The sequence below is a fragment of the Arenimonas sp. genome (genome assembly GCF_041919775.1).
Classification (GTDB): Bacteria; Pseudomonadota; Gammaproteobacteria; order Xanthomonadales; family Xanthomonadaceae; genus Arenimonas.
Genome location: NZ_JAYRTE010000013.1, coordinates 24,931 through 41,523 on the forward strand (window position 1 = coordinate 24,931; position 16,593 = coordinate 41,523).

Consider the following 16,593-nt stretch of genomic DNA (forward strand, 5'->3'; position numbering starts at 1 on the left):
CTCCTGGGCTCAGAACGAGTACTTGACGGTGAACGCCGCGAAGTCGCGGTCGTGGATCTGGTTATATTGCTCCGCCCCGCTGAACGAGGTGTAGCTCAGGTCGAACACCCACTGCTGCAGGTAGTTCGCCTCCAGGCCCAGGGTGAGGGACTTGCGACCTTCCATGAAGTTCCCGCCCGGTCCCGGGGTCGTTCCGCTTACGTCATGGTTGAAGGCGACACGTGGCGACAGCGTGAGCGCCGAACCGAAGGCGCCGTTGTAGTCGGCGCGCGCCGCGAGGCGGTAGCCCCAGGAGAACGCGGTCGGGAAGCCGCCGCCCAGGGTCTGCGGGTTGCGCATGCAGCCGAAGGCCAGCGCACCCGCACCGGGGAAGCCAGCCGCCAGCGAGTCGCCCACGTCGCAGCCGCCGCCGGTGTCGGTGCCTTCACCTTCGTAACGCAGTTCGGAATGGCTGGGCAGGTCCCAGACCTCGGTGCCGCCCAGCTCGGCGACCACCGCCAGCTGGTTCGCGCCGAGCACGTCGGCGAACAGCTTGGTGAAGGTCATCTGCACCTGGCTGACTTCGTGTTCACGCCAGCCGCGCACTTCCTGGCCCAGCGCGTAGCTGCCGAGCTGGCTGTTGAACTGCAGCGCCGGCACCGGGATGAACGGATTGAGCGGGGTCAGCGCCGCGAACAGCAGCTCGACGTCGTCGACCTGCAGCGGCATGTTCGGGCGGTGGCTGACCTCACCTTGCCAGGCGACGCCGCCGGGCAGCGTGGTGTTCCAGCTGATGCCGTACATCTGGATGTCTTCCGGGAACTCCGCGAAGAAGCGGCCCGAGGCGGCGCCGACCAGCGGGTTGTTCACGGCGCGGCCCGAAAGCAGCGGCACGCGGCTGTGGTAGTTCAGGAAGTAGAAGCCGAACTCGGTTTCGTTCAGCGCCTCGGCGTACCAGCGCAGCGCCAGGCCGAACTGGCCGTCGTCGCGGGCGTTGCGGTTGGGCAGGCGGCCCACCGCGTTGCCGCAGCCGATGGCGATGATCTGGGCGGCGGTGGCCGGACCGTAGATGCCGGCCAGGTCGGCGAAGCGGTCGGAGGTGGCGTAGCCGGCCGGGCCGTTGTAGCAGGTGCTGAAGAAGCGCTCCGGGTTGTAGACCGGCTGCGGCGTGGTGCCGAAGCCCAGCATCACGTAGGTGCCGCCCGGGGTGGCGAAGTCGTTGGCGCTGAAATAGGTGCCGGCGGCATCGATTTCGATTTCCTCGAACTCGAACATGTACAGCGCCTCGAGCGAGACGTTGTCGCTCAGGCTGATCGAGCCGTAAAGCATGTCGATCGGCAGGAAGGCTTCACGCAGCTCGGCGCCGGCGACGCGCAGCGCCGAGAGGTCGACCGGGTTGATGACGTTGATGCCGTTCTGGATGAAGGTGCTCTCGCCCCAGCTGACCACCTGGCGACCCAGGCGGACGGTGCCGGCCAGGCTGCCGTCGTCGGCCAGCGAGAAGTTCTTGAACACGAAGGCGTCGAGCATGCGGAAGCGCTGGCCGATGCGGTCCTGCGCTTCTTCGGTGAGATCGTCGCGGCCTTCGTTCTCGAAGTCGTGGAAGTACGTGGCGCGCATGAACATGCCCCAGTCGCGCCAGTTCAGGCTGAGCTCGGAGGTCAGCTTGACCGCGCTGGAGATGGCGTCGCCCTTGTCGTACTTGAGGTTGCCGTCGTCACGATTGGCCGAGAAGCGGCCCATCGCGTCGATCTGGGCCTGCGAACCCGGCACGCCGCCGGTGCTGGTGCAGCGGCCCGGACCGACCGGGATCGGACCCAGCGGCACGTTCTGGGTGCACAGCAGCGGGTTGAACCAGGACTTGGCGATCAGGTCCTCGTCCTGGTCCTCGACGCGCCAGGCGTAACCGTAGGACACGGTGGTGTCGAAGCTGCCCTGGAGTTCGCCACGCGTGAACTCGATGGCCTGGGCGGCCGGGGCCATCAGCAGGCCGAGCGCGACGGCGGCGGCCAGGCGGGCACGAGCGACCCGCCCGTGGTTTGAATGCAGTTTCTTCATGGGTGCTTCCTCGGGTTCAGGTCGACGGTGCGGTTTCCGGGCGTTGTTCATGGCTATCTGGCTCCCCCCAGACTCTAGAGCATTTCCTCTAGGCATATTAATTGTTCGTTAGGAAATGGCAATGCTGCTGCGTATGGTCAGGCCGGGAAGTCCTCCGGCCGCGGGCGAAAGGGCTTTTGCGCCAGGCCCAGCGCGGCCCGGACCGGGGCGCCGTCGTAGGTGAGGTCCCGGCCCAGCCGCGACACCAGCCCCGGCCCGGGGCCGCGCCGCCCGGCCAGGCGCAGCAAGGCCCGGAACACAGGCGCCGGCAGCCGCAGCAGGCGCGACGCAGGCGCCCCGGCCTGCAGGGAGCGCAGGACCATGTCGTCGTAGGGCAGGGTCTCGGCTCCCGGCAGGTCGAACGCCCCGGACACCGGGACGCGGGCCCGCAGCGCCGCCAGCACCGCCGCCGCAACCTCGTCGGCGTGGATGGGCTGGCGCAGCCCGCGGGCGGTCGCGGGCAGCGGCAGCCAGCGCCGGCGCCGGGCCAGCGCCACCCAGCGCGAGAGGTTCTGGTCGCGGCCGTGGCCCCAGATCAGCGTGGGTCGCAGCAGGGTGAGCGCGCTGCCGCGGCTGGCGCAGCAGGCCGACAGCCGCGCCTCGCAGTCGGCCAGCCGCCGCGCGAGCGCGCGTTCCTCCGGGTCCGGCGAGTCCGCCTTGCCGTGCCGGCTGGTCGAACCCAGCACCACCAGCCGCTGCGGCGCCAGGGACGAACCATCGAACCAGTCGGTGAAGGCATCCAGCGGCCCCAGGCTGGCGATCGCCTGCACCGGCGGCGGGTCGGCGAGTGCCGGCAGGCTGCCGGTGATCCAGGGCAGCGCGCTTGCGTCCGCCGGCGGCTGCCGGGTGACCGCCCAGGCCAGCGGATCGTCCGGCCGCAGCTGCACGCGCAGGGACTGGCCGACCAGTCCGGTCAGGCCGAACACGCCCCAGCCCCGCGCATCTCCCCCGTCGTTCCCCATGCGCCAAGCATACCCGCGGGGTCCGCGTGCACAGCGCCTTAGCAAAACGATGCGATAGACTCGACGGCCAACTTCGTCGTGCGACGACCCCCGAAACCGCCGCCCCGGCCCCTGGCCACCAGACCGCGGCCAGGCAAGGAACGCGATGCTCGGAACACTGCTGGCCATCCCCTTCGTGCTCGCCCTGGTGGTGGGCCTGCTGCCCGACCACCAGCGCCGCGCGGCCGCCTGGATGGCCGGGCTGGCGCCCGTGGCCGGCCTGGTGCTGCTGGTCCTGATGACCCCGGACGTGATGTCCGGCGAAGGCGTGCGCAGCCTGGTGCCCTGGATCCCGGCCATGGGCCTGGATCTCTCGCTGCGGCTCGACGGCCTGGCCTGGATGTTCGCCGGCCTGGTGCTCGGCATCGGCGCGCTGATCGTGCTGTACGCGCGCTACTACCTCGCCGAGAAAGACAGCATGCCGCGCTTCCTGGCCTTCCTGCTGCTGTTCATGGGCGCGATGCTGGGCATGGTGGTCGCCGGCAACCTGATCCTGCTGGCGGTGTTCTGGGAACTGACCTCGATCAGCTCCTTCCTGCTGATTGGCTTCTGGAACCACCGCCAGGACGCCCGCGACGGCGCCCGCATGGCACTGGCGATCACCGGCGCCGGCGGCCTGGCGCTGCTGGGCGGCGTGATCCTGCTGGGCCGCATCACCGGCAGCTACGAACTCGACGTGGTGCTGGCGTCCGGGCCGCAGATCCTGGCCAGCCCGCTGTACCCGTATGCCCTGGTGCTGGTGCTGCTGGCGGTATTCACCAAGAGCGCGCAGTTCCCGTTCCAGTTCTGGCTGCCGCATGCGATGGCGGCGCCGACGCCGGTGTCGGCCTACCTGCATTCGGCGACGATGGTGAAGGCCGGCGTGTTCCTGCTGGCGCGGCTGCATCCGGCGCTGGCGGGCAGCGACCTGTTCTTCTACCTGGTCAGCGGCATCGGTGCGATCACCCTGCTGGTGGGCAGCTGGCACGCGATCTTCCAGCACGACCTCAAGGGGCTGCTGGCCTACTCGACCATCTCGCACCTGGGCCTGATCACGCTGCTGTTCGGGCTGTCGACGCCGATGGCGGTGGTGGCCGGCCTGTTCCACATCCTCAACCACGCCACCTTCAAGGCCTCGCTGTTCATGGCGGCCGGCATCATCGACCACGAAACCGGCACCCGCGACATGCGCCGGCTGGGCGGGCTGCTGCGCATCCTTCCCTATACCGCGATCCTGGCGATCATCGCCTCGCTGGCGATGGCGGGCGTGCCGCTGCTCAACGGCTTCCTGTCCAAGGAAATGTTCTTCACCGAAGCGCTGGAGATCCGCGGCCACATGTTCATGCGCTGGGGCATCGCCGGCGCCGCGGTGCTGGCCGGTGCCTTCGGCGTGGCCTACAGCCTGCGCTTCGTGCACGACACCTTCTTCGGGCCCGGACCGCTGCGCATCGAGCGCACGCCGCACGAGCCGCCGCGCTTCATGCGCATCCCGGTCGAGATCCTGGTGATCCTGTGCCTGGCGGTGGGCATCGCGCCGGCGCTGACCATCGCGCCGGTGCTGCAGACGGCGGCCCAGGGCGTGCTTGGCGACAACGTGCCCTATTACAGCCTGGCGATCTGGCACGGCTTCAATACGCCGCTGATGATGAGCCTGTTCGGACTGGCCGCGGGCATCGCGCTTTATTTCGGCATCCGCCGGCTGATCGACCTCTACGGCGTCAGCTACGACTCGCGCGGCCGGCGCCTGTACGAATGGAAGGTGGCCGAGGCGGTGCGGCTGGCCGGCAAGCTCACCGCGCGCCTGGAAAACGGCAGCCTGCAGCGCTACCTGCTGCTGATGGTGCTGTCGGCGCTGGCGCTGGGCATCGTGCCCTTCCTGTCTTCCGATCTGGTTCTGAGCGGCCGCTCGCAGCCGATGCCGCCGCTGGCCTGGCTTGTCTGGGGCCTGGGCATGGTGGCGACGGTCGCCACCGTGGTGCTGCACCGCCGCCGCCTGCTGGCGCTGGTCGTGATGGGGGCGGTCGGCCTGGCGGTGAGCCTGGCCTTCGTGCTGCTGTCCGCGCCGGACCTGGCCCTGACCCAGCTGCTGGTGGAAATGGTGACGATCGCGCTGATGCTGCTTTCGCTGAACTACCTGCCGGCCGAATCCGCGCCCGAACCCTCGCGCCTGCGCCGCTGGCGCGATGCCGCCATCGCGCTGGTGGCCGGCGGCGGCGTGGCCGCGCTGGCCTACGCCATCATCACCCGGCCGCTGGACACGGTGGCTTCGCAGATCCTGGCCCTGTCCCTGCCCGAAGGCGGCGGCAGCAACGTGGTCAACGTGATCCTGGTCGACTTCCGCGGCTTCGACACCCTCGGCGAGATCGCGGTGTTCGGCATCGCCGGCCTGGTGGTGCACGCCATGCTGCGCCGGGCACGCATGCTGCCCGAGCGCCGCGCCGAAGGTTCGCCCGATCCGCTGCTCATCCCCAACACCGTGGCGCGCCTGCTGCTGCCGCTGGCGCTGGCGGTGTCGGTGTACCTGTTCCTGCGCGGCCACAACCTGCCCGGCGGCGGTTTCATCGCCGGCCTGGTGCTGGCGGTGCCGGTGCTGCTGCAGTACGTGCTGTCGGGCAATGAATACATGGAGCAGCGGCTGGGCTTCGATTACCCGCGCGTGATCGGCCTGGGCCTGCTGTTCGCGCTGCTCACCGGCGTCGGCAGCTGGGCGCTGGGTTACGCCTACATGACCAGCCACACCCGCTACGTCAGCGTGCCGCTGCTGGGCGACATCCCCCTGGCCAGCGCCATGGCCTTCGACATCGGTGTCTACCTGGTCGTGGCCGCCGGCACCCTGCTGATGCTGGGCATGATGGCCGCGGTGCGGCCGCCGCTGCACGGGGGGGCGCGCTGATGGAACTGGCGCTTTCGATCTTCATCGGCACCCTGGTCGCGGGCGGCGTCTACCTGCTGCTGCGTGCGCGCAGCTTCGACGTCATCCTGGGCCTGACCCTGCTTTCGTACGCGGTGAACCTGCTGATCTTCAGCATGGGCCGGCTGGCGGTGGCCAAGCCGCCGATCCTGGACAAGGCGATCGACCCGACCCTGGCCAACCACACCGACCCGCTGCCGCAGGCGCTGGTGCTGACGGCCATCGTGATCGCGTTCGCGATGACTGCCGTGCTGCTGGTCACCGCCGTACGCAGCCGCTCCGACAGCCGCAGCGACCACGTCGACGGCAGTGAACCGCGCCGGGAGGACAGCCCGTGATGGCGCACCTGACCATCCTGCCGATCCTGCTGCCGCTGCTGGCCGCGATCGTGCTGCTGCTGGTGCCGACGCGGCGCATCGCCGTGCACCGTTTCGTCGGCCTGCTCTCCTGCGCCGGCCTGGTGGCCATCGCGGCGACGCTGGCGGTGCAGGCCGACGACGGCGGCACGCGCGTGTACCTGGTCGGCAACTGGGCCGCGGAACTGGGCATCACGCTGGCCGCCGACCGCCTCTCGGCGATCATGCTGCTGGCCACCAGCCTGCTGGCACTGCCCTGCCTGTGGTTCGCGACCGGCGGCTGGGACCGGCGCGCGCTGCACTTCCACGTCCTGTTCCAGTTCCAGCTGATGGGCCTCAACGGCGCCTTCCTCACCGCCGACCTGTTCAACCTGTTCGTGTTCTTCGAGGTGCTGCTGATCGCCTCCTACGGCCTGCTGCTCAGCGGCGCCCGCGGCGCGCGGGTGCGCAGCGGCCTGCAGTACGTGGCCTTCAACATCACCGCGTCGACGCTGTACCTGTTCGCGGTGGGCTACATCTACGGCCTTACCGGCGCGCTGAACATGGCGGAAGTCGCCGTGCGCGTGGCGGCGATGCCGGCGGCCGAGGCGGCGCCGCTGAAGGCAGCCGCGGGCCTGCTGCTGGTGGTGTTCTGCGCCAAGGCGGCGCTGCTGCCGCTGTACTTCTGGCTGCCGGAAACCTATGCCCGCAGCCCGGCGGCGGTCGCCGCGCTGTTCGCGGTGATGACCAAGCTGGGCGTGTATGCGGTGCTGCGCGTGTTCACCCTGGTCTTCGGCGCCGATGCCGGCGAACTGGCCAACCTGGCCTGGCCCTGGCTGCTGCCGCTGGGCGCGGCGACCCTGGTGCTGGCAACGCTGGGCGCATTGGCGGCGCCGTCGATCCGCCTGCTGGCGGCCTACCTGGTGCTGGCCTCGGCGGCGACGCTGTTCATCGCGCTCGGCCTGGCCAGTGCCGAGGCCCTGGGCGCGGGCCTGTATTACCTGCTGCACAGCACCCTGGTCGGTGGCGCGATGTTCCTGCTGGCCGACCTGATCCGCCGCCAGCGCGACAATGCCGGCGACAGCCTGCGCAAGCTCGACCACGTCAAGCACCGCGGCCTGCTCGGGCTGATGTTCTTCGTCGCCGCCGTTTCGGTGGCGGGGCTGCCGCCGCTGTCGGGTTTCGTCGGCAAGTTCAGCCTGCTCGCGGCGGTGCCCGACGCCCAGGCCAGCTGGCTCTGGCCGGTGGTGCTGGGCACCAGCCTGGTGGTGCTGGTGGCCCTGGCCAGTGCCGGCAGCCAGCTGTTCTGGCGTGAGGGCGGCGAACCCGCCCCGCCCGGTGCCGTGCCGCGGCTGCGGATCCCGGAAGTCGGCGCCACCGTGGTGCTGCTGGTGATGGGCGTGCTGCTAAGCCTGTTCGGTGGCCCGGTGCTGCGCTACGCGCAGGACGCGGGCGCCCAGCTGGTGGCCCCGGCTGCCTACATCGACGCCGTGCGCGGCGCGCTTCCGAAGCCGGGGGTGGAACCATGAAGCGCTGGCTGCCCGCGCCGCTGCTGAGCCTGGCGGTGTTCGTGGTCTGGCTGCTGCTGGTGGCCACGACGGATCTTGCCCACGTGCTGCTGGCCGCCGTGCTGGCGGTTCTGCTGCCGCTGGTGGCCCAGCGCCTGCGCGAGGACACCGCGCACATGCGCCGCCCGGGCGTCGCGATACGTCTGGTGATGGTGGTGCTGTGGGACATCGTGCTGTCGAACATCGAGGTCGCGCGACGCATCCTGGGCCGGGAATCGAAAATGCGCCCGGGCTTCGTCTGGATTCCGCTCGACATCACCAACCCGCACGGCATCTCGGCGCTGGCCGGCATCATCACGATGACCCCGGGCACGGTGTCGTCCGAGCTGTCGCCCGACCAGCGCCACCTGCTGGTGCACTTCCTGCACCTCGAGGACGCCGGCGCCGCGATCGCCCAGATCAAGACGCGCTACGAAACCCCGCTGCGGGAGGTCTTCCCATGATCCAGGCCTGCATCGACATCGCCATGGGCGCCTTCGCGCTGGCGATGGTGCTCAACCTCTACCGGCTGCTGCGCGGCCCGGGCATCCCCGACCGCATCCTGGCGCTGGACACGCTGTCGGTGAACACCATCGCCCTGCTGGTCCTGGCGGGCCTTCGCGACGCCAGCACGATCTACTTCGAGGCGGCGGTGATCATCGCCATGCTGGGCTTCGTCACCACCATCGTGCTGTCGAAGTACGTCATCCGCGGGGACATCGTCGAATGAACCAGGCCCTGGAAATCCTCGTCTGCGCCCTGCTGCTGGCCGGCGCCGGCTTCGCCCTCGTGGCCAGCTGGGGCCTGGCCAAGCTCGGCGACATCTTCAAGCGCCTGCACGGCCCGACCAAGGCCAGCACCCTGGGCGTGGGCGGCGTGCTGCTGGCGGCGATGCTGTGGCAGGCGATGCAGGGCGTGCCCAGCCTGCGCGAGCTGCTGATCACCCTGTTCCTGTTCATGACCGCGCCGGTCAGCGCCTATCTGGTGGCGCGCGCGGCGCTGGCCAGCGACGCCTCGCTGCGGCCCGGACCACCGCCGGGCCAGGACGGGGACGCCTGAGGATGCGCGGGCTTGCCCTGCCGGCCGGCCCGCTGCTCGCGGTTTCACTTTATTTCCTTGCGGTTTCGCAGGGCAGCGGGCACGCGCTGGCGGCCACGCTGGGCATGACCGGCTGGTGCGCGCTGTGGTGGGTGCTCGAACCCGTGCGCGCTCCGGTCACCGCGCTGCTGCCGCTGGCGCTGTTCCCGGTGCTGGGCGTGCTCGACGCGAAGCAGGTCGCGCAGAGTTATGGCCACGAACTGATCCTGCTGCTCGGCGGCGGCTTCATGCTGTCGCGCGCGCTGGAACGCTGCGGCGCCCACCGCCGGCTGGCGCTGGGCATGGTGCGCGCCTTCGGCGGCAGCAGCGGGCGCAGCCTGCTGTTCGGCTTCATCGCGGCCTGCGGCGCGCTGAGCATGTGGATCTCCAACACCGCGACGACGCTGGTGATGCTGCCGGTGGCGCTGGCGATCCTGCAGGTGTACCCGGACAAGCGCCTGCAGGCGCCGCTGATCCTGGCGATCGCCTATTCGGCCAGCATCGGCGGCCTGGGCACGCCGATCGGCTCGCCGCCGAACCTGGTGTTCATGCAGGTGTATGCGGAAACCACCGGCACGCGCTACGGCTTCCTGGACTGGATGAGCATCGGCATCCCGGTGGTGCTGCTGCTGTTGCCGCTGGTGGGCTGGTGGCTGGGACGCGGCCTGGGCGATACGCCGGCGGCGACGCTGCCGGCCGCGGGCTTCTGGACGCCGGGCGAAAAACGCGTGGTGTTCGTGTTCGCGCTGACCGCACTGGCCTGGGTGACGCGCACCGAACCGTTCGGCGGCTGGAGCAGCTGGCTGCTGATGCCGGGCGCGAACGACGCGGCGGTGGCGCTGCTGGCGGTGGTGCTGATGTGCGTGATCCCCGACGGCAAGGGCAGCCGGCTGCTGGACTGGGAAACGGCGGAGTCGATTCCCTGGGGCGCGCTGGTGCTGTTCGGCGGCGGCATCGCGCTGGCGACGGCGTTCCAGTCTTCGGGCCTGAGCGGGGCGCTGGCGGGCCACCTGGCCGGGCTGGGCAACCTGCCGCTGCCGCTGCTGCTGGTGGCGATCGTGGTGGCGGTGCTGCTGATGTCCGAGATCGCCAGCAACACGGCGACGGCGGTGCTGATGATGCCGATCCTGGCCGCGACCGGCGTGGCCATCGGCGTGGACCCGGCGCTGCTGATGTTCCCGGCGGTACTGGCCGCCAGCGGCGCGTTCATGCTGCCGGTGGCGACCGCGCCGAACGCGATCGCCTACGGCAGCGGCCTGGTCAGCGCACACCGCATGTTCCGCGAGGGCGCGATGCTGAACGTGCTGGCCGCCGCAGTCATCTGCACCGTCTGCTGGTTCGCCTTCTCCTGAAGTCCGTCCCTGCAGGAGGCCCTTCAGGGCCGAATCTTTTGCTCTTGTGGGAGGGACTTCAGTCCCTCCCACAAGATCATAGTCAGCGCCTATCGCCGGCATGGGAATAATCGAATGGATTGCCGGGCGCCCTGCCCCCAGTATTCATGGCGTCCCCAAGGAGCCCGCCATGGCCAAGACCCTGTCATTCGCCGCCGTTCATTTCACCGTCGCCTTCGGCGTCGGTTATGCGCTCACCGGCAGCGTGGTGGTCGGCGGCGCGCTGGCGCTGGTTGAACCGGCCTGCAATACGGTGGCGTACCACTTCCATGAAAAGGTCTGGAAGCGCATCGAAGCCCGCCGCGCAAAGGCGGCGTTCAGCGCGCCCCTGAGAATCTAGCCACGAATCCCGCCGCCTCGCACCGGGGCAGGAGCGCCGCGTCGGGATCGGCGCCCCGGCGAATTCGTCGCCGGGGCGTTTTTTATTTCTTCTTCGGGATGTACAGGTCGGTGATCGAGCCTTCCTGGATCTCGGCGGCCATGCCCACCGATTCGCTGAGCGTCGGGTGCGGGTGGATGGCGTGGCCGATGTCGGCGGCTTCGCAGCCCATTTCGATGGCCAGGGCGACTTCGGCGATCAGGTCGCCGGCGTGCACGCCGACGATGCCGCCGCCGATGATGCGGTCGGTTTCCTCGTCGAAAATGAGCTTGGTGAAACCTTCCGTGCGGCCGATGCCGACGGCGCGGCCCGAGGCCGCCCACGGGAACTTGGCCACGCCGACCTTCAGGCCCTTGGCCTTGGCTTCGGTTTCGGTGACGCCGGCCCAGGCGATTTCCGGGTCGGTGTAGGCGACCGAGGGAATCACCCGGGCCACCCACTCCTTCTTCTCGCCGAAGGCCACTTCGGCCGCCAGCTTGCCTTCGTGCGTGGCCTTGTGGGCCAGCATCGGCTGGCCGACGATGTCGCCGATGGCGAAGATGTGCGGGACGTTGGTGCGCATCTGGCGATCGACCGGAATGAAACCGCGGTCGGTGACTTCGACGCCAGCCTGGTCGGCCGCGATCTTGCCACCGTTGGGCGCGCGGCCCACGGACACAAGGGCGCGGTCGAACTTGCTGCGTTCGGGCCTGGAATCGCCTTCGAAGCTGGCGTGCAGGCCGTCCTTCTTCGCGGCGACCTCGGTGACCTTGCAGCCAAGATGCACGGCGACGCCGCGTTTCTTGAGCAGGTCAGCCAGCGGCTTGACCAGGTCCTTGTCGGCACCGGGCATCAGCTGGTCCATGAACTCGACGACGGTGACTTCGCTGCCCAGGGCGCTGTACACGCAGGCCATCTCCAGGCCGATGATGCCGCCGCCGACCACCAGCAGGTGCTTGGGAACCTCGGCGAGCTCCAGCGCGTCGGTGGAGTCCATCACGCGCTTGTCGTCCCAGGGAAAGGCCGGCAGTTTCACCGGCTGCGAACCGGCGGCGATGATGCATTGCTCGAAGCGAATGAGCTGCTTGCCGTCCTTGCCTTCGACTTCCAGCTCGTTGGCGGAAACGAACTTGCCGGTGCCGGTGAGCGTGCGCACCTTGCGCTGTTTGGCCATGCCGGCCAGGCCCTTCACCATCTGGCCGACGACCTTCTCCTTGTGGCCGCGCAGCTTGTCGAGGTCGATCTTCGGCTCGCCGAAGCTGATGCCGAAGTCGGCGGCGTGCCTGGCTTCGACGAGCACTTCGGCGGCGTGCAGCAGGGCCTTGGACGGAATGCAGCCGACGTTGAGGCAGACGCCGCCCAGGGCGTCGTAGCGTTCGACCAGCACGGTATCCATGCCCAGGTCGGCGGAGCGGAAGGCGGCGGTGTAGCCGCCGGGGCCGGCGCCGAGGACGAGCATGCGACAGGTGATGTCGGCGTCGCGGCCGGACGAGGCCTTTGCATCCGACTCCGCCTTTTCGGGGGAGGGCTTCGGGACTGAAGTCCCTCCCACAGAGCCTTCGACCTCGGCGATGGCGAGGACGTCGCCGGCGGAGACGGTGTCGCCCACCTTCACCTTCAGTTCCTTGATGACGCCGGCATCGCTGGCCGGCACTTCCATCGTGGCCTTGTCGGATTCGAGCGTGACCAGGCCCTGGTCCTTCGCGACGGTGTCGCCGGGCTGCACCAGCAGCTCGATCACCGGCACGTCCTTGTCGTCGCCGATGTCCGGCACTTTCAGTTCAATGGTCTTGGCCATGTCTGTCCTTGGGATTGCGGGCGCCTCAGGTGCGGCGCTTTTTCCAGGTGGTCTGGTAGAGGTCGTGGCGGCGGTCGCGCAGGTTCTGCACGGTGCCGGAGGCGCGGGCCTGCATCAGGTCGTCCAGGCGCAGGTCGGCGAAGGCCACCTGCTCGGCGTTGGGCGTGGTGTCGGCGGCGATGCCTTCGGGCGCGAACGGGAAATCGCAGGGCGTGATGATGCAGCTCTGCGCGTACTGGATGTCGAAGTTGTTGACGCCCGGCAGGTTGCCGACGTTGCCGGAGGTGACCACGTAGACCTGGTTCTCGACCGCGCGCGCCTGGCAGCAGTAGCGCACGCGCAGGTGGCCCTGGCGCACGTCGGTGCAATAGGGCACGAACAGGATCATCGCGCCCTGGTCGACCAGGTGCCGCGCCAGCTCCGGGAACTCGGAGTCGTAGCAGATCATCACGCCGATCGGGCCGCAGTCGGTCGGGATGGCCTCGGCGCCGTCGCCGCCGGCGATCTTCCACCAGTGCACTTCGTTGGGCGTGGGGTGGATCTTCTCGCGCTCGTGGATGGAACCATCGCGCAGCGCCACGTAGCAGATGTTGTGGATGTCGCCGTCGTCCATCTGCGTCGGGTGCGAGCCGCCGATGATGTTGATGTTGTAAGACACCGCCAGCTTGTGCATCAGGTCGCGGTACTGGTTGGTGTACTTGGTCAGCGTGCGGATGGAATCGGACGGCGACAGCGGCTTGTTCTCGATCGACAGCAGCTGCAGCGTGATCAGTTCCGGGAAGACCACGAAATCGCTGCGGTAGTCGGCGGCGATGTCGACGAAGTATTCGATCTGGGTGGCGAACTCCTCGAAGGTCTTGATGCGGCGCTGCTGGTACTGCACGGTCGCCACGCGCACCGCCGCCGGCAGGTCGCCGCTGCGCTGGGCCTTGCGGATTTCCGGGTGGTCGGAAAAGCTGGGATTGCGCCAGACCAGGTGGGCGGCGTAGCCCAGCGATTCATGGTCGGACGGCAGGTAGTCGGGCAGCACGCCGATCACCTCGAACTGGTTGCCCAGCTGGAACGAAAGCGCCAGGTCGCGCGCCCTGCCCTCCTCGACGGCGTCCACGTAGGCCTCGGCCGTGCCGAACTGCCTGATCCGCTTGGCCAGGCCCGGCAGGCGGCCGCCGAAGACGATGCCCTTGAGGTCGAGCTGCATGCACAGGCGCTTGCGCCGGTCGTACAGGCGCCGGCCGATGCGCAGGCCGCGGCGCGCCGGGTCCACGCACACCTCCATGCCGTAGAGCCAGTCGCCGTTGGCGTCGTGGCGCGAGGCGTAGCCGCCGCCGGTGATTTCCCGCCAGCCGTGCGGGGCCAGCGCCAGCGATTCGGCGATGCAGAAGGTGGCGCAATAGCCCACCACCTCGCCGTCGTATTCGGCGACGAACTGGCCACCGGGGAACTGGGTAAGCTGGCCGCCGACCATTTCGGGCGTATAGGCCATGTGCTCGCCGTAGGTGCGCGCGGAAAGCGCGATGATCGCGGGAATGTCCGCGCGCGTGGCCAGTCGCACGAAAAGTTTGGAACGGCTGTCGTCGCTACGTGGCATCAGTGGAATCCTTGTCTTCTTTGATTTCCCGCTTCACGTCCTCGGTGGCGTCGTTGCCACCGGAGCGCGGCGGCGGATCCGCCTCGGCCGGCTTGCGCACCGGGCGCCCCATCGCCTCCCAGGCCTGCCCGTCGCGCAGGCCGAAGGCGCTGCGCAGGTGCAGGTCGCGCTGCGGGAACGGAATCTCGAGGCCGTGTCTGGCCAGCGCCGTTTCCAGCTCCCAGTTGTACGCGGCTTTCACCGCGGACGGGCGCTTGGTGGCCTCGGCGGTCAGCCAGACGACCAGGTCGAAGTTCAGGCTCGAGTCGCCGAATTCGGTCAGCCACACCTGCGGGCGACGCGGGCCTTCCTGGGCCAGGGTGAAGGGCACCGCGCAGGCGGCTTCCAGCGCCGCGGCCTTCACGGTTTCCTTGTCGCTGCCGTAGGCCACGCCGAAGGGGATGCGCAGGCGGCGCGAGACGTCGTTGTGGGTCCAGTTCACCACCCGGCCGCTGACGAACTCGGAGTTGGGCACCAGGATCTCGATGTTGTCATTGGTGGTGATGCGGGTGGCGCGGATGTTGATGTCGCTGACCTCGCCGTGCACGCCGGACTCGAGCTCGACGAAATCACCGACCTTCAGGCTGCCGTCGAACAGCAGGATCAGGCCGGAGATGAAGTTGTTGAAGATCGCCTGCAGGCCGAAACCCAGGCCAACGCCGATCGCGCCGGCGAACACCGCGAAGCGGCTGGCCGGCACGCCGATCAGTTCCAGCGCGACCAGGAAGGCGACCAGCAGCAGCAGGTAATGCACGATGCGGCCGACGGTGTAGATGGCGGCACGACGGTCGCGCGTGCCCTCGCGCTGCGAGTACTTCGTCAGCCCGCGGCGCACTGCCCACGACACCAGCCAGGCCACGACGAAGACGCCCAGCGCACCGGCCAGGCCCGCCGGGGTGAAGCTGACGCCGCCGAGTTCGACCAGGGTCTGCTGCCACCAGTCCTTGCCCGCGGCCGCTGCCGTTTCGCTGGCGTCGCGGGTCGCGGTGGCGGCCGGCGTGCTCATCGGCCGGTCACAGCAGCAGGCGGCGCAGGTCGCCCAGGACCTGGGACAGGTAGCTGGTGAAACGCGCGGCGGCAGCGCCGTCGATCACGCGGTGGTCGTAGCTGAGGCTGAGCGGCAGCATCAGCCGCGGCGCGAATTCCTTGCCGTTCCAGACCGGCTTTATCGCGCTGCGCGAGACGCCCAGGATGGCCACTTCCGGCGCGTTGATGATCGGCGTGAACGCCGTGCCGCCGATGCCGCCCAGCGAACTGATCGAAAAACAGCCGCCCTGCATGTCCGCCGACGACAGCTTCTTGTCGCGGGCCCTGGCGCTGATCTCGCCCAGTTCGCGGGCCAGTTCCAGCAGTCCCTTGCGGTCGGCGTCGCGGATCACCGGCACCACCAGGCCGTCGGGCGTGTCCACCGCGATGCCGATGTGGAAGTACTGCTTGAGCACCAGCTCGTCGCCATCAAGGGAGGCGTTGAAGGCCGGGAACTTCTTCAGCGCCGCCACCGCGGCCTTGATCAGGAACACCAGCGGGGTGACCTTGGTGTCCTTGTTTTCTTCGCCCAGGCGCTTGCGGAAGGCCTCCATCTCGGTGATGTCGGCGTCGTCGAACTGGGTGACGTGCGGGATCATTGCCCAGTTGCGGGCCAGGTTGGCGCCGCTGAGCTTCTGGATGCGCGAGAGCGGCTGGCGCTCGACGGCGCCGAACTTCGAGAAATCGACCTTCGGCCACGGGATCAGGTCGAGCCCGCCACCACCACCGCCGGCACGGGCGCCGCCGCCGGCCATCACCGACTTCACGAAGGCCTGCACGTCTTCCTTGCTGATGCGGCCGCCGCGGGCGCTACCGCTGACCTGGGCCAGGTCGACGCCGAGTTCGCGGGCGAACAGGCGCACTGCCGGACTGGCGTGCGGCACCTTGCCCGGCATCAGGGCTTCCGCGTCGAAGGTGACCGGCGGCGAGTTGGGGTTGCCGGCGTTCATGGCCGGCGTCGACGGCTGGGCGGGACCGGCGCCCGACGAGGGCTTCGCTTCCGGTGCAGGCTCTGCCTTTGCTTCGGTCCTGGGCTCAGCCTTGGGCTCGGGCTTGGCTTCGGCCTTGGGCTCGGCCTTGGCCGCCGGCGCGTCGCCGGCGTCCGCCGCGGGCTCGATCAGCGCCACCACCGAACCCTCGGAGAGTTCGTCGCCGACCTTCACCTTCACCTCGCGCACGATCCCGTCGAAGGGCGCCGGCACTTCCATCGTCGCCTTGTCCGATTCAAGCGTGACCAGGCCCTGGTCCTTGCTGACGGTGTCGCCCGGCTTCACGAGCACCTCGATCACCGGCACGTCCTTGTCGTCGCCGATATCCGGCACCCGCGCTTCCTTGAGCTCGGCCATGGTCCACCTGGGGTTCTAAAACGGAGGGCTTTCCATTGTCCCCCGGTTGGCCGCAAAAAAAACCCCCCGGGGGATGCCTGGGGGGCGTGGGCAGCGCTAACGCCTTGGAACGCGCGTGCTG

Annotated in this window: 14 protein-coding genes; 8 read left to right on the forward strand and 6 right to left on the reverse strand. The window is 69.2% G+C overall.

From position 1 onward, the window contains the following. Positions 1-9 precede the first annotated feature (9 nt). Both ACE3TE_RS08750 and ACE3TE_RS08755 read right to left on the reverse strand, forming a co-directional pair. Entirely contained in the window at positions 10-2,037 is a 2,028-nt protein-coding gene (locus tag ACE3TE_RS08750; RefSeq protein WP_374604110.1) for a DUF1302 domain-containing protein, read from the reverse strand. Between the two features lie 137 nt (positions 2,038-2,174). After that, the gene (locus ACE3TE_RS08755; protein WP_374604111.1) at positions 2,175-3,038 is read right to left on the reverse strand and encodes a nucleoside-diphosphate sugar epimerase; all 864 of its coding nucleotides are present in this window, start codon (positions 3,036-3,038) and stop codon (positions 2,175-2,177) included. A gap of 145 nt (positions 3,039-3,183) precedes the next feature. Here ACE3TE_RS08755 and ACE3TE_RS08760 point away from each other — a divergent pair, with 145 nt between their 5' ends. The 8 genes from ACE3TE_RS08760 (at position 3,184) to ACE3TE_RS08795 (ending at position 10,657) form a co-directional block, all read left to right on the forward strand. Continuing rightward, a complete protein-coding gene (locus tag ACE3TE_RS08760) occupies positions 3,184-5,949 on the forward strand; it encodes a monovalent cation/H+ antiporter subunit A (protein WP_374604113.1) in 2,766 nt (921 codons plus the stop codon). Then, a complete protein-coding gene (locus tag ACE3TE_RS08765; protein WP_374604115.1) occupies positions 5,949-6,305 on the forward strand; it encodes a Na+/H+ antiporter subunit C in 357 nt (118 codons plus the stop codon). Before ACE3TE_RS08760 ends, ACE3TE_RS08765 begins: the two co-directional genes overlap by 1 nt. Next, positions 6,305-7,831 carry a monovalent cation/H+ antiporter subunit D gene (locus ACE3TE_RS08770; RefSeq protein ID WP_374604116.1) on the forward strand — a complete coding sequence of 509 codons (1,527 nt, stop codon included), beginning with the start codon at positions 6,305-6,307 and terminating at the stop codon, positions 7,829-7,831. The genes ACE3TE_RS08765 and ACE3TE_RS08770 overlap by 1 nt, the downstream gene beginning before the upstream one ends. After that, on the forward strand, positions 7,828-8,313 hold the full coding sequence (locus tag ACE3TE_RS08775) for a Na+/H+ antiporter subunit E (RefSeq protein WP_374604118.1): 486 nt from the start codon (positions 7,828-7,830) through the stop codon (positions 8,311-8,313). The genes ACE3TE_RS08770 and ACE3TE_RS08775 overlap by 4 nt, the downstream gene beginning before the upstream one ends. Next, positions 8,310-8,579 carry a K+/H+ antiporter subunit F gene (locus tag ACE3TE_RS08780; RefSeq protein WP_374604120.1) on the forward strand — a complete coding sequence of 90 codons (270 nt, stop codon included), beginning with the start codon at positions 8,310-8,312 and terminating at the stop codon, positions 8,577-8,579. The genes ACE3TE_RS08775 and ACE3TE_RS08780 overlap by 4 nt, the downstream gene beginning before the upstream one ends. Next, positions 8,576-8,908: a Na+/H+ antiporter subunit G gene (locus ACE3TE_RS08785; protein ID WP_374604122.1), complete on the forward strand. Its 333-nt coding sequence runs from the start codon at positions 8,576-8,578 to the stop codon at positions 8,906-8,908. The genes ACE3TE_RS08780 and ACE3TE_RS08785 overlap by 4 nt, the downstream gene beginning before the upstream one ends. A gap of 2 nt (positions 8,909-8,910) precedes the next feature. Continuing rightward, a complete protein-coding gene (locus tag ACE3TE_RS08790; RefSeq protein ID WP_374604124.1) occupies positions 8,911-10,278 on the forward strand; it encodes a DASS family sodium-coupled anion symporter in 1,368 nt (455 codons plus the stop codon). A 169-nt stretch (positions 10,279-10,447) separates the two neighbouring features. Further along, the gene (locus ACE3TE_RS08795) at positions 10,448-10,657 is read left to right on the forward strand and encodes a DUF2061 domain-containing protein (RefSeq protein WP_374604126.1); all 210 of its coding nucleotides are present in this window, start codon (positions 10,448-10,450) and stop codon (positions 10,655-10,657) included. A gap of 82 nt (positions 10,658-10,739) precedes the next feature. Here ACE3TE_RS08795 and lpdA read toward each other — a convergent pair whose 3' ends face one another. From lpdA to aceF, 4 genes are read right to left on the reverse strand one after another with little or no spacing between them, the layout of a single operon-like run. After that, positions 10,740-12,473 carry a dihydrolipoyl dehydrogenase gene (gene lpdA, locus ACE3TE_RS08800; protein ID WP_374604128.1) on the reverse strand — a complete coding sequence of 578 codons (1,734 nt, stop codon included), beginning with the start codon at positions 12,471-12,473 and terminating at the stop codon, positions 10,740-10,742. Between the two features lie 25 nt (positions 12,474-12,498). Beyond that, positions 12,499-14,064, reverse strand: a complete 1,566-nt coding sequence (locus tag ACE3TE_RS08805) for a GNAT family N-acetyltransferase (protein WP_374604211.1) — start codon at positions 14,062-14,064, stop codon at positions 12,499-12,501. Then, complete coding sequence (locus ACE3TE_RS08810) at positions 14,051-15,106, reverse strand: mechanosensitive ion channel family protein (protein WP_374604129.1); 1,056 nt, start codon at positions 15,104-15,106, stop codon at positions 14,051-14,053. The genes ACE3TE_RS08805 and ACE3TE_RS08810 overlap by 14 nt, the downstream gene beginning before the upstream one ends. A 7-nt stretch (positions 15,107-15,113) precedes the next feature. After that, entirely contained in the window at positions 15,114-16,472 is a 1,359-nt protein-coding gene (gene aceF / locus ACE3TE_RS08815) for a dihydrolipoyllysine-residue acetyltransferase (RefSeq protein ID WP_374604131.1), read from the reverse strand. Positions 16,473-16,593: the final 121 nt, after the last annotated feature.